Source organism: Streptomyces sp. MA5143a, from assembly GCF_900290235.1.
Classification (GTDB): Bacteria; Actinomycetota; Actinomycetes; order Streptomycetales; family Streptomycetaceae; genus Streptomyces.
The window spans coordinates 22112-35618 of sequence record NZ_OLMK01000021.1 but is presented as its reverse complement, the minus strand read 5'-3'; the positions used below and the strand labels follow the sequence as shown (position 1 = coordinate 35618).

At 71.9% G+C, this 13507-nt stretch carries 7 protein-coding genes; 2 read left to right on the top strand and 5 right to left on the bottom strand.

Translation table 11 applies throughout. From position 1 onward, the window contains the following. Positions 1 to 168: 168 nt before the first annotated feature. A complete protein-coding gene (locus SMA5143A_RS44555; RefSeq protein ID WP_308812031.1) occupies positions 169 to 1980 on the top strand; it encodes a GNAT family N-acetyltransferase in 1812 nt (603 codons plus the stop codon). On the opposite strand, the gene SMA5143A_RS10530 is transcribed toward SMA5143A_RS44555, so the two are convergent. The 5 genes from SMA5143A_RS10530 to SMA5143A_RS10510 all read right to left on the bottom strand — a co-directional run bounded on the left by SMA5143A_RS10530 (position 1970) and on the right by SMA5143A_RS10510 (position 9475). Then, entirely contained in the window at positions 1970 to 3982 is a 2013-nt protein-coding gene (locus SMA5143A_RS10530) for an AMP-binding protein (RefSeq protein WP_181361804.1), read from the bottom strand. The genes SMA5143A_RS44555 and SMA5143A_RS10530 overlap by 11 nt on opposite strands. Before the next feature lie 240 nt (positions 3983 to 4222). Next, complete coding sequence (locus SMA5143A_RS10525) at positions 4223 to 5839, bottom strand: glycerol-3-phosphate dehydrogenase/oxidase (RefSeq protein WP_107462608.1); 1617 nt, start codon at positions 5837 to 5839, stop codon at positions 4223 to 4225. Between the two features lie 52 nt (positions 5840 to 5891). Continuing rightward, positions 5892 to 7430, bottom strand: coding sequence for a glycerol kinase GlpK (glpK, locus tag SMA5143A_RS10520; protein ID WP_107462607.1), 1539 nt, complete (start codon positions 7428 to 7430; stop codon positions 5892 to 5894). 94 nt (positions 7431 to 7524) lie between these two features. After that, positions 7525 to 8325, bottom strand: a complete 801-nt coding sequence (locus tag SMA5143A_RS10515; protein WP_107462606.1) for an MIP/aquaporin family protein — start codon at positions 8323 to 8325, stop codon at positions 7525 to 7527. A 385-nt stretch (positions 8326 to 8710) separates the two neighbouring features. Beyond that, positions 8711 to 9475 carry an IclR family transcriptional regulator gene (locus SMA5143A_RS10510; RefSeq protein ID WP_099965632.1) on the bottom strand — a complete coding sequence of 255 codons (765 nt, stop codon included), beginning with the start codon at positions 9473 to 9475 and terminating at the stop codon, positions 8711 to 8713. Between the two features lie 374 nt (positions 9476 to 9849). Between SMA5143A_RS10510 and metH the strand changes: the two genes are divergently transcribed. Continuing rightward, the gene (gene metH / locus SMA5143A_RS10505) at positions 9850 to 13380 is read left to right on the top strand and encodes a methionine synthase (RefSeq protein WP_107462605.1); all 3531 of its coding nucleotides are present in this window, start codon (positions 9850 to 9852) and stop codon (positions 13378 to 13380) included. The last annotated feature ends 127 nt before the right edge of the window (positions 13381 to 13507 follow it).

Sequence of the window (13507 nt, the reverse complement as noted above, 5' to 3'; positions counted from 1 at the left end):
GCGTTCCCCGGTCGGCGGTAGTGCCCCGTCCGGGTGCCGGGACGAGTGGCTCCTCCGGCTGCGGTTCTCGGCCATTTTCGCAGGTCACGTAGGGCTCCGGGCATCCTCGGTCCATCGGCGGTCCTACGCTGATCACACGATCCGGAGTCAGGAGGCACGGGGGTGGGGATGCGGATCCGACCGGCACGCACCGACGAGGCGGCGGCGCTGACCGAGCTGGTAGTGCGCTCGAAGGCCCACTGGGGGTACGGCGCGGAGTTCCTGGAGGCGTGCCGGGCGGAGCTCACCATCCGCCCGGACGACATCCACCGCCATCGCGTGGTCGTCGCCGAGGACGCCGACCACGGCGTCGTGGGGGTGGCGTCGCTGGAGGGGGCGGCACCCGAGGGCAGCCTCGGTCTGTGCTTCGTCGAACCCGCCGCCATCGGCCGGGGCGTGGGCCGCGCCCTCTACTTCCATGTGACGCGTGCCGCCCGCGAGCTCGGCTTCGCCCGGCTCATCATCGAGGCGGACCCGAACGCCGAACCCTTCTACCGCCGGATGGGCGCCCGCCCCGTCGGCCGCACGGCCTCCGGTTCCCTCGCGGGCCGTGAACTCCCGCTTCTCGAAGTGCGCCTCCCGCCCCGGACCGAGGGCTGGACGCAGGCGTGGACCGCGGGGCGCCGTGCCGTCCACCTCGGCAACGTCGCCGGGTTCCAGTCCCAGTTCGGCCCCGTCTCCCCGCAGGCCGCCCACTACTCCTGCCTGGCCGCGTTCCTCTCACCCCACCCGGCCGTCCTGATCCTGCCCGCCGCCGTCCCGCCGGACTGGACCGACCTGATCGGCCGCCCCCTGGGCTGGGACCCCGTGGAGGTCTACGACGGCCTCACCGAACCACCCGGCCGGCGGGAGGGCCGGGCGGACGGCCGGCCGGGCGGCCCCACGGCACGTGCGACTCGGCCGGCCCCCGACGCTCAGGGCGACACCCTGACCTGGGCCGTCCTGTCCCGCCCGGCCCTGCTCCGGCGGCTGAACTCCCTCGACCTGCCCCTCCTCCCCTGGGGCCGCACCCCCGCGGTCGCGGAGCTGACCGGCGTACCCCTGGACCCCGAAGCGCTGCGGTACGAGTCCAAGCGGGCCTCGCACGAGCTGTTCACGCGGCTCGCCCCGGCCCACCCGGAGGTCCGGGTGCCCGAGCAGTGGCAGCCGGCCACCCGGCGGGAGGAGGCACGTCTGCTGCGGAGGAGGGCCCGCGCGGGCCTGGCGACGGTCGTCAAGACCGAGCACGGCGCCGGGGGTTCCGGCACCGTCGTGATCCGGGACCAGGGCCGCGGCGGCCTGCCACGCCTGAGAAGACCTCCGCTGCCCCGAGGGCCCCTCCTGCTGGAGGAGTTCGTCGCCGGGGAGACCGAGCCACGGGACGTGACCTTCGACGGACTGGTCGACGCGGACGGCCGTGTCCACGTGGTGGGCGTCGCCGTCATGGACGTCCTCGGCACCGCCTACCGGGGCGCCACCGTGGGCCCCGGTGTCGTACCGCCGGCGCTCGCCGAGGCCGTGGCCCGGTTCGGTGCCGCCGTGGGGGAGCGGATCGCGGCCGGCGGCCACCGGGGCTGGTTCGACGTCGACTTCGTGACCGGCTCCGACGGTCGCCCGGCGCCCACCGAGATCAACCTCCGGATGACCGGACCGTCCGTCGCCTTCACGGTCAAGGCGCGGCTGGACGAGACCCGAGGGAGCGACCACCTCGTCCGCAGCGTCGACCATGTGCCTCTCGGCGCCCGGCTGCCCGGCCCCGCCCTGTCCGCCTTCCTGCGTGAGACCACCGCGCGCTGCGCCGGGATCGACGCCGTCCTGCTGCCCTCGATCCCCACCGCCGCCTTCGCGCCCGCCCCCTACCTGGGCGTCGTCCTGGCCGCGCACACCCGTGAACGCCTCGACGCCGCCGAGGCCCTGGTGCGCACGGCGGCCCGCGACACCGGCCGTCTGTTCACGGCCTAGGGGCGATCGCCGCGGGCTCGGGCCGTCGGGTCACGTACACCGCCACCACCACCGCCGCGATCATCAGCGGCACGTTGAAGGCGTACACCAAGGCCGCCTGCCGTTCCCAGTCGTTCTTCGCCGCCAGCCGGTAGAAGTTGTCCTGCGGCCACCACGAGACGAGCAGCCACACCACGGCCAGGTGCGCCGCCGTCGTCAGTCCGCCGGAGCGGCCCTGGCGGCGCATCAGCGGGCGCCCGGCGATCAGGAAGGCGAGGCCGACACCGAACGCCAGCAACTCGGCGGCGTACAGCCCCCGGAAGAGCCACGACCACGGCGTGGGCACAGAGGTGAGGTCGGTCGAGCCCGGCCAGAGGACATCGGTGAGGATCGCGGCGAGCGGCAGGACCACGACGAGCACCGCGCAGCCCACCCCGTACAGGAACCCGGCAGGGCCCGCGCCCGCGCCGCCGCCCTTGCCGTTCACCGGCCCGGACGTCCCGTGCCGCGCGGGCAGCGGCAGCAGCCTGCGGTCGACCCGCCCGGCCCCGTCACGGGGCAGGGCCTCCAGGGTCACCACGGCCGCCGGGATCTCCTGGTCCGGCACCACGCCCCGCAGCCGGGCGCGTATCTCGTCGGCGCCCGGAGCGGCCGTCGGGGAGGCCGGGACGACGTAGGCGACGAGTTGCTCCCCGTCCACCGCGGCGATCACCGACTCCCGTATGCCGGGATGCGCGCCCAGCGCCGTCTCGGCCCGGTAGGGGTCGACGGTACGGCCGCGGACACGGACCCGGTGTGCCAGCCGGCCGCCGAACTCCAGCAGCCCGTCCTCCCGCAGCGTTCCCGCGTCCCCGGTGGCCACCGCGTCACCGCCGCCCGAACCGACGGAGCGGTCCGACCCGCCGGAGCCGTCGGGGGCCCCCGCACCGGCACAGCTTCCCGAGCCGTCGGAGCGATCCGAGCCGTCGGTGCCGTCGGTGCCGGCGGCGACGCCGTCCGGGGGTGTCAGCCAGATCTCGCCCTTGCGGACCTCGGTCCGGCAGCCGGGGAACGGGCGGCCGAGGAGGCTGACCCGGCCGGGTTCGGCCACCGGGCCGGTGAGCTGGTCCGTCTCGAACCAGGCGCCGCAGCCCGCGACCTCCACGGTCCCGTAGACGTTGAGCAGCCGTGCCCCGGGCGCCAGCCGCCCCTGGAGCCGTACCTGCTCGTCGAGGCCGAGCCGTTCCCCACCGACGGCCACCAGCCGCAGTCCCGCGGGCGGCGCCGCCCGGTCGAGCAGCAGCCGGGCCGCGTACGGGTCGGTGTCCAGCACCGTGACGCCCCCGACGTAGGGCCGCTCCCACAGGGCGGGCCCGGTCTCGTCACCCGGCAGCACCAGCGTGCCGCCGGAGCTCAGGGCCCGGACCCAGCCGTAGGTGAACGCGGCGGCGTCGGCCGGCGCGGTCACCAGATGGACGTCGGAGGGCCGCAGCCCGAACGTCTCGGCCCAGGCCCGGTAGGCGTCGTGCAGGCGCTGGTGGCCGACCTCGACCGCCCGCCGCTCGCCCGAGGTGCCCGCCGAGAACAGCACCGCCGCCGTCACCCCGCAGGGCGCGGCGGCGGGCTCGGGGGAGTGGGCGTCGATCAGCGCCGCGTCGGTGTCCAGGCAGACCACGGGCCGGCCGGTGCCGTCGTCCACGGCCGGCGCGTACCGCGCGTGTGTCAGGACCGTGCGCGCCCCGGACCGCTCCAGTGCCCGCCCGATGTCCCCCGTCGACTGCCGCGGGCCGATCAGGGCGAAGGCACCGCCCGCCTTGAGTACGCCCAGCACGGCGACCAGGACGTCCGGCGTCCCGGAGGCGCACACCGCGACGGTCTCACCGGTGCCGAGTCCCGAGTCCAGCAGATGCCGGGCCAGACGGTTGGCCCGGCCCTCCAGTTCCCCGTACGTCAGCCGGGCCGTCGCGGTGGTCACCGCGGGCCGGTCGGGCGTCAGTCGCGCCCATGCCTCGAACAACCGATGGAGTTCGTTTGCCCCGTTCATGACCATTGATCATGGCAGAGGCGGGGCCCACCGGGAAGAAGATCCGACCGGCAAGAGATCCCACCGGCAAGAGATCCCACCGGGAACAGATCCGACCGGGGAGAAGATCCGACACAGGCCGAGGGGGCGGTTCCACCGAGGTGGTGGAACCGCCCCCTCGCGGTCCGGCCCCGGAGCGGCGGGGGCCGGTTCCCGGCCGTCCGGCCCCGGTCAGGGGGGAGGCCGGACCGGCAGGCGGGTCTACTTCTTGTCGAGCAGGTCCTGGACCTTCGTACGGACCTCGTCCGTCGCCAGACCCCGGATCGTCAGTGTCGTCCGGCGGCGCAGCACGTCGTCGGCGGTCTCGGCCCACTCGGTGTCACGGGCGTACACGACCTGCGCCCAGATCTCCGGCGCGTCGGGGTGGACCCGCTCGGCCAGCTCGGGGTTCTCGTTGGCGAGACGGGCGATGTCGAAGGCCAGCGAACCGTAGTGCGTGGCCAGGTGCCGCGCGGTGTCGGCTCCCATGCGGGGGCCCGGCGCCGGACGGTCGGTGAGCAGCCGGTGCGCGACCGCCCGCGGGTTGGCGATGCCCGGCAGCGGCAGCTTCCGCGGCAGCGTGGAGACCGGCTCGAAGTCCTCGCCCAGCGGGTGGCCCGGCAGGGTCTCCAGCTTCTTCATGATGGTGCGGCCGATGTGCCGGAACGTCGTCCACTTGCCGCCCGCGATGGACAGCATGCCGCCCCGGCCCTCGCTGACGACCGTCTCCCGCTTGGCCTTGGCGGTGTCGCCGGGGCCGCCCGGCAGCACCCGCAGGCCCGCGAAGGAGTAGGTGATCAGATCGCGGTCGAGCTGCTGGTCCCGGACGGAGAACGCGGCCTCGTCCAGGATCTGGGATATGTCCTTGTCGTTGACGGCGACGTCCGCGGGGTCGCCCTCGTACATCTCGTCCGTGGTGCCCAGCAGGAGCATGTCCTCCCAGGGCAGGGCGAACGTGATGCGGTACTTGTCGATCGGGGTGGCGAGCGCGGCCTTCCACGGGGAGGTCCGCTTCAGCACCAGGTGCGCGCCCTTGGACAGCCGGATCGAGGGGGCCGCGTTCGGGTCCTCCATACGGCGCAGGTGGTCGACCCACGGCCCGGTCGCGTTCAGCACCAGCCGGGCGCTCACGCCGAACTCGTCGCCGGAGAGCCGGTCGCGCAGCTCGGCGCCGGTCACCCGGCCCTTGGTGAAGCGCAGGCCGGTGACCTCGGCGTGGTTCAGGACCACCGCACCGGACTCGACGGCCGCGCGGACCGTCATCAGCGCCATCCGGGAGTCGTTCATCTGACCGTCGCCGTACACGGCCACGGCCTTCAGGTTCTCGGTGCGCAGCTCGGGCACGTCCTGCGCGGCCTTCGCCGGCGACAGCAGATGCCCGACGCCGTCACCGAACGCCGACAGCGCGGAGTAGGCGAAGACGCCCGCCCCGAGCTTCGCCGCGCCGTGCGGCCCGCCCTTGTACACGGGGAGGTAGAACGTGAGCGGGTTCGCCAGGTGGGGGGCCACCTGGCGGGAGACCGCACGGCGCTCGAAGTGGTTCTCCGCCACCAGCTTCACCGCGCCGGTCTGCAGATAGCGCAGACCGCCGTGGAGCAGCTTGGAGGAGGCGGAGGAGGTGGCGCCGGCGAAGTCACCGGCGTCGACCAGCGCCACCCTGAGCCCGGACTGCGCGGCGTGCCAGGCGGTGGAGATGCCCAGGATGCCGCCGCCGATCACGAGGAGGTCGTACGACGCCTTGGAGAGCTGTTCCCGGGTCTCGGCTCGGCTCGGGTTCGAGCCGGACGCCGGGCGCGTCCCCAGGGCAGGCAGGGCTTGCAGGGTGGACTGACTGGTCATGTCGGGTTCTTACTCCTCATCAGAGCCGGTACCGGAGGCTTGGGGCCCCGGCTCAGCTCTCGTCCTCGAGCCAGCCCATGGTCCGCTCGACGGCCTTGAGCCAGCTCTTGTACTCACGGTCGCGGGTCTCCGCGTCCATGCGGGGGGTCCACTCGGCGGCCCGCCGCCAGTTGGAGCGCAGGTCGTCGGTGCTGGTCCAGAAGCCGACGGCGAGACCGGCGGCGTAGGCGGCGCCGAGGCAGGTCGTCTCGGCGACCATCGGGCGCACCACGGGGGCGTCCAGGAAGTCCGAGAGGGTCTGCATCAGCAGGTTGTTGGAGGTCATGCCGCCGTCGACCTTGAGGGCCGAGAGCTCGACGCCCGAGTCCTTGGTCATGGCGTCCGTGATCTCACGGGTCTGCCAGGCGGTGGCCTCCAGGACGGCGCGCGCGAGGTGCGCCTTGGTGACGTACCGGGTGAGGCCGGCGATCACACCGCGGGCGTCGGAGCGCCAGTACGGGGCGAACAGACCGGAGAAGGCCGGTACGAAGTACGCGCCGCCGTTGTCCTCGACCGAGAGCGCGAGCGTCTCGATCTCGGCGGCGGTGGAGATGAGGCCCATCTGGTCGCGCATCCACTGCACCAGCGAACCGGTGACGGCGATCGAGCCCTCCAGCGCGTACACCGGGGTCTGGTCGCCGATGCGGTAGCCGACGGTGGTCAGCAGACCCGAGTACGAGTTGATGATCTTCTCGCCGGTGTTCATCAGCATGAACGTGCCGGTGCCGTAGGTGGACTTGGCCTCGCCCTCGGAGAAACAGGTCTGGCCGAACAGGGCCGCCTGCTGGTCGCCGAGCGCCGAGGCGACCGGGATGCCGCCGAGCAGGTCGCCGAGCCTGCCGCCGGTGATCTCGCCGTACACCTCGGCGGAGGAACGGATCTCCGGGAGCATCGCCAGCGGCACACCGATGGACTCGGCGATCTTCTCGTCCCACTCCAGGGTGTGGAGGTTCATCAGCATGGTGCGGGAGGCGTTGGTGACGTCGGTGTAGTGCTTGCCGCCGTTGACACCGCCGGTCAGGTTCCAGATGACCCAGGTGTCCATGGTGCCGAAGAGGATGTCGCCGGCCTCGGCGCGCTCGCGCAGGCCCTCGACGTTGTCCAGCAGCCAGCGGGCCTTCGGGCCGGCGAAGTACGAGGCCAGCGGCAGACCGGTCTCACGGCGGAAACGGTCCTGCCCGACATTGCGGCCGAGCTCCTTGCACAGGGCGTCGGTGCGGGTGTCCTGCCAGACGATGGCGTTGTGGACGGGCTCGCCGGTGTTCTTGTCCCAGAGCAGCGTGGTCTCGCGCTGGTTGGTGATGCCGATGGCCTTGATGTCGTCGCGGGTGATGCCGGCCTTCTGGATGGCTCCGGCGACGACTTCCTGGACGTTGGTCCAGATCTCGTTGGCGTTGTGCTCGACCCAGCCCGGCTTCGGGAAGATCTGCTCGTGCTCCTTCTGGTCGACGGAGACGATACGGCCGTCCCGGTCGAAGACGATGCAGCGGCTGGAGGTGGTGCCCTGGTCGATGGCGGCGATGAAGGGGCCGGCGGTGTGGGCGTCGGTCACGGTGTGCTCCTGAAGGTCAACTGGTCGAAGGGCGGTACGTACGGCGCGTGCCGGGCGTCGGGTGACATCTGCGGCTCGCTCGTAGGTGGTGCTCTTAGGCGAACGCGACGTTGTAGATACCCGCGGCGATGGCGGCGCCGATCAGCGGACCGACCACCGGGACCCAGGCGTAGCTCCAGTCGGAGCCGCCCTTGTTGGGCAGGGGCAGAAGGGCGTGCACGATGCGCGGACCGAGGTCACGGGCCGGGTTGATCGCGTAACCGGTCGGACCGCCGAGGGACAGACCGATCGAGACCACGACGAGCGAGGTGATCAGGGCACCGAGGGTGCCGAGGCCCTTGCCGCTGTCGTTGAGGCCCTGGGTGAGGACCGCGAGGACCAGCACGATGGTGCCGATGACCTCGGTGGCGACGTTCTGCACCGCGTTGCGGATCTCGGGGCCGGTGGAGAAGATCCCGAGCACGGGGCCCGCACCGGTCTCACGGGCCTCGACGGCCTTCGCCTTGGTGGTCTCCGCGCCCGGACCGCCGACGATCTCCTTGTCGGTGAGGTGGGCGTGGAACTGGCCGTAGTAGGCGACCCAGACCAGAGCGGCGCCGATCATCGCGCCGAGCAGCTGCCCGCCCCAGTAGGTGGGGACCTGGCTCCACTCGATGCCGTTGTCCTTCAGCGCGAGCGCGAGGGTCACGGCCGGGTTCAGATGGGCGCCGGAGAGCGGCGCGGAGGTGTAGACGGCCGTCAGAACGGCAAAACCCCACCCGAAGGTGATGGCGAGCCAACCGGCGTTACGGGCCTTGGAGGCCTTCAGCGTAACGGCGGCGCAGACGCCACCGCCGAGCAGGATGAGTATGGCGGTACCGATGGTCTCGCCGATGAAGATGTCGGAGCTGGACACCCGCGACTCCTTTGTCCTTCGTCCAGGGGAAGGCGGACCCCGGGTCCCATTCCGGGGGTCCGCGCCCTCGGGGGTGAGAGCTGTACCGGCCCTTGGCGTTGTCACACTCTAGCGCGTATTGCCGGTAGGTGTTCGACAATGCCGACCGATGGACGGGAGTCTTGCTGTGGCGTGAGTGGCTCGTCAAGGGTCCTGTTATCGAAAACTCGATCGTTATTGATCGAACTGCCTTGGTGATCTTGCGTCGGCTGCTATGGGTGCGCGCCGAGACCGTCACGAGCGCGTACGGCGAGGGCCGGGACACTGTCGGTGTCCCGGCCCTCGAAGGATCGGCGGCCGCCGCACGGCACGCGCGCGGCGGCCCGGCGGTGGTGGGGAAGCGGGGTCAGAAGCGGGCGGCGCCCAGGTCGCGCGAGACGGCGCGGGCGCAGTCCCGCACCGCCGCGATCAGCTCGGAGCGCAGCTCGCCGTCCCGGCGCAGCCGCTCCACGGCGCCCGTGATGCCGACCGCGCCGACGGGCATGCGCCGCCGGTCGTGGATGGGGGCCGCGATCGAGGCGACGCCCTCCCAGGTCTCCTCGACGTCCGCCGCGTACCCGCGGGCACGGGTGAGGTCCAGGACGCCCTCGAAGTCGTCCGGTTCGCACACGGTCCGCTCCGTGAACGCCTTGCGTTCGGTCTCCAGGACCTCGCTGTGCGCCACCGGGTCGTAGGCCGCGAGGACCTTGCCGAGGGCCGTGGAGTGCAGCGGCTGCATGGCCCCTATCTCCAGCACCTGCCGGCTGTCGTCGGGCCGGAAGACGTGGTGCACGATCAGCACACCCTGCTGGTGCAGCACCCCCAGGTGGACGCTCTCGCCGCTGGAGCGGGCCAGGTCGTCCGTCCACACCAGGGCCCGGGCCCGCAGTTCGTGGACGTCGAGATAGGTGGTGCCCAGGCGCAGCAGCTCGGCGCCCAGCTGGTAGCGCCCGGAGGCGTCGTCCTGCTCGACGAAGCCCTCCTGCTGGAGGGTGCGCAGTATGCCGTGGGCGGTGCCTTTGGCGAGGCCCAGCGACGAGGCGATGTCCGACAGGCCGAGTCGTCGCTCGCCCCCCGCGAGCAACCGCAGCATCGCGGCCGCCCGTTCGAGCGACTGGATGTTCCGTGCCATCGCCGTCCTGCCTCCGTCCCCTTCGACCGCCGCCCGCACATGAACTTCCAACGTTCGGCAATGTCGAACACTACCGGTCGTTGCCGACCTCTCGCTAATGGCCGTCACCACCTTTTCGGCCGAACGGGCCCCGAGTGGCGCCCTTCCGGTGCCGGTCCCGTGTCCGTCCGGTGCGCATCCCATGGACACCAGGTGTCCGAGCGGTGTCGGCGTTCGTCCGTCGAGGGAGTAAACCGCACTCGACCGCTCATGCCACGCCGGTCCGCCCCGTGGACGCCCCTGACCCCGCCCGGCGCTCCGGGCTACCCTGACGGCGTGCGCCTTCCGTGGGAAGACGCAAAGCCGACAGCCGTCGCACTCCAGGGAGCACCTTCATGGCCTCGTCGCCGAATCCGTCCCCTTCGTCCGCCGCCGCAGGGCGGGCCCGTTCCGACGCCCTGCGCGAGGCCCTCGCCACCCGTGTCGTGGTCGCCGACGGCGCGATGGGCACCATGCTCCAGGCCCAGGACCCCACCCTGGACGACTTCCAGCAGCTGGAGGGCTGCAACGAGGTCCTGAACGTCACCCGCCCCGACATCGTCCGCTCGGTGCACGCCGCCTACTTCGAGGCGGGTGTCGACTGCGTCGAGACCAACACGTTCGGCGCGAACCTCACGGCCCTCGGCGAGTACGACATCCCCGAGCGCACCGCCGAGCTGTCCGAGGCCGGCGCCCGCATCGCCCGCGAGACCGCCGACGAGTTCGCCGCGCGCGACGGCCGACAGCGCTGGGTCCTCGGCTCGATCGGCCCCGGCACCAAGCTCCCCACCCTCGGCCACACCACGTTCACCGCCATCCGCGACGCCTACCAGCAGAACGCCGAGGGCCTCCTCACCGGCGGCGCCGACGCCCTGCTCGTGGAGACCACCCAGGACCTCCTCCAGACCAAGGCGTCCGTCCTCGCCGCCCGCCGCGCCATGGCCACCGCCGGCTACGACGTCCCGCTGATCGTGTCGGTCACCGTCGAGACCACCGGCACGATGCTTCTCGGGTCCGAGATCGGCGCCGCGCTGACCGCGCTGGAGCCGCTCGGCATCGACATGATCGGCCTGAACTGCGCCACCGGCCCCGCCGAGATGAGCGAACACCTGCGCTACCTGTCGCGGCACTCCCGCGTCCGGCTCTCCTGCATGCCCAACGCCGGCCTGCCCGTGCTCACCAAGGACGGCGCCCACTACCCGCTGACCGCCCCCGAGCTGGCCACCGCCCAGGAGAACTTCGTCCGCGAGTACGGCCTCTCCCTCATCGGCGGCTGCTGCGGCACCACCCCCGAGCACCTGCGCCAGGTCGTCGAACGCGTCCGCGACCTCACCCCGGCCGAGCGCCGCCCCCGCCCCGAGCCCGGCGCCGCCTCCCTCTACCAGACCGTTCCGTTCCGCCAGGACACCTCGTACCTGGCCATCGGTGAGCGCACCAACGCCAACGGCTCCAAGAAGTTCCGCGAGGCGATGCTGGGGGGCCGCTGGGACGACTGTGTGGAGATGGCCCGCGACCAGATCCGCGAGGGCGCCCACATGCTCGACCTCTGCGTCGACTACGTGGGCCGCGACGGCGTCGCCGACATGGCCGAACTCGCCGGCCGCTTCGCCACCGCCTCCACCCTGCCCATCGTCCTCGACTCCACCGAGGTCGACGTCATCCAGGCGGGCCTCGAGAAGCTCGGTGGCCGCGCGGTCATCAACTCCGTCAACTACGAGGACGGCGACGGCCCCGAGTCCCGCTTCGCGAAGGTCACCCGGCTCGCCCAGGAGCACGGCGCCGCGCTGATCGCCCTCACCATCGACGAGGAGGGCCAGGCGCGGACCCCCGAGAAGAAGGTCGAGATCGCCGAGCGGCTCATCGACGACCTCACCGGCAACTGGGGCATCCACGAGTCGGACATCCTCATCGACACCCTGACCTTCACCATCTGCACCGGTCAGGAGGAGTCCCGGAGGGACGGCATCGCCACCATCGAGGCGATCCGCGAACTCAAGCGCCGTCACCCGGACGTGCAGACCACTCTCGGTCTGTCCAACATCTCCTTCGGCCTCAACCCGGCCGCCCGCATCCTCCTCAACTCGGTCTTCCTCGACGAGTGCGTCAAGGCCGGCCTCGACTCGGCGATCGTGCACGCCAGCAAGATCCTGCCCATCGCCCGCTTCGACGAGGAGCAGGTGCGCACCGCCCTCGACCTCGTCTACGACCGCCGCGCCGAGGGCTACGACCCCCTCCAGAAGCTCATGGAGCTCTTCGAGGGCGCCACCGCGAAGTCCCTGAAGGCGGGCAAGGCCGAGGAACTGGCGGCCCTGCCGCTGGAGGAGCGCCTCAAGCGCCGCATCATCGACGGCGAACGCAACGGCCTGGAGGCCGACCTCGACGAGGCGCTGCTGACCCGCCCGGCCCTCGACATCGTCAACGACACCCTCCTCGACGGCATGAAGGTCGTCGGCGAGCTGTTCGGCTCCGGCCAGATGCAGCTGCCGTTCGTCCTGCAGTCCGCCGAGGTCATGAAGGCCGCCGTCGCCCACCTCGAACCGCACATGGAGAAGAGCGCCGACGGCGAGGAGGCGGGCAAGGGCACCATCGTCCTCGCCACCGTCCGCGGCGACGTCCACGACATCGGCAAGAACCTCGTCGACATCATCCTGTCCAACAACGGCTACAACGTCGTCAACCTCGGCATCAAGCAGCCGGTCTCCGCGATCCTCGACGCCGCCCAGGAGCACCGCGCCGACGTCATCGGCATGTCCGGGCTCCTGGTCAAGTCCACGGTGATCATGAAGGAGAACCTGGAGGAGCTGAACCAGCGGGGCCTCGCCGCGAACTACCCCGTCATCCTCGGCGGCGCCGCCCTCACCCGCGCCTACGTCGAGCAGGACCTGCACGAGATCTACGAGGGCGAGGTCCGCTACGCCCGCGACGCCTTCGAGGGCCTGCGCCTGATGGACGCCCTGATCGGCGTCAAGCGCGGTGTGCCCGGCGCCAAGCTGCCCGAACTGAGGCAGCGCCGGGTCCGCGCCACCGCCACGGCCGTCGAGGAGCGCCCCGAGGAGGGCCACGTCCGCTCCGACGTCGCCACCGACAACCCCGTGCCCACCCCGCCGTTCTGGGGCACCCGCGTCAGCAAGGGCATCCAGCTCAAGGAGTACGCCACCTGGCTGGACGAGGGCGCCCTCTTCAAGGGCCAGTGGGGGCTCAAGCAGGCCCGCACCGGCGACGGTCCCAGCTACGAGGAGCTCGTGGAGACCGAGGGCCGGCCCCGGCTGCGCGGTCTGCTGGACCGCCTCCAGACCGAGAACCTCCTCGAAGCGGCCGTCGTCCACGGCTACTTCCCCTGTGTCTCCAAGGACGACGACCTCATCATCCTCGACGACGCCGGCAACGAACGCACCCGTTTCTCCTTCCCCCGCCAGCGCCGCGGCCGCCGGCTGTGCCTCGCCGACTTCTTCCGCCCGGAGGAGTCCGGCGAGACCGACGTCGTCGGACTCCAGGTCGTCACCGTCGGCTCCCGCATCGGCGAGGAGACCGCCAAGCTCTTCGAGTCCAACGCCTACCGCGACTACCTCGAACTCCACGGCCTGTCCGTGCAGTTGGCCGAGGCGCTCGCCGAGTACTGGCACGCCCGGGTCCGCGCCGAGCTCGGCTTCGGCGGTGAGGACCCGGCGGCCATCGAGGACATGTTCGACCTCAAGTACCGGGGCGCCCGCTTCTCCCTGGGCTACGGCGCCTGCCCCGACCTGGAGGACCGCGCCAAGATCGCCGAGCTCCTCGAGCCCGAGCGCATCGGCGTCCAGCTCTCGGAGGAGTTCCAGCTCCACCCCGAGCAGTCCACCGACGCCATCGTGATCCACCACCCCGAGGCGAAGTACTTCAACGCGCGCTAGCACGCCGCAGGGCCGCCCTCTGGGCGATGACGGGAGTTTGACGACAGCCCTTAGAGCCACCGAACAGCGCCACGCCCCTGTGGCGACCCGGACGAAAGGCGCTTCGTCGCGCGGCGTCGTACACTGG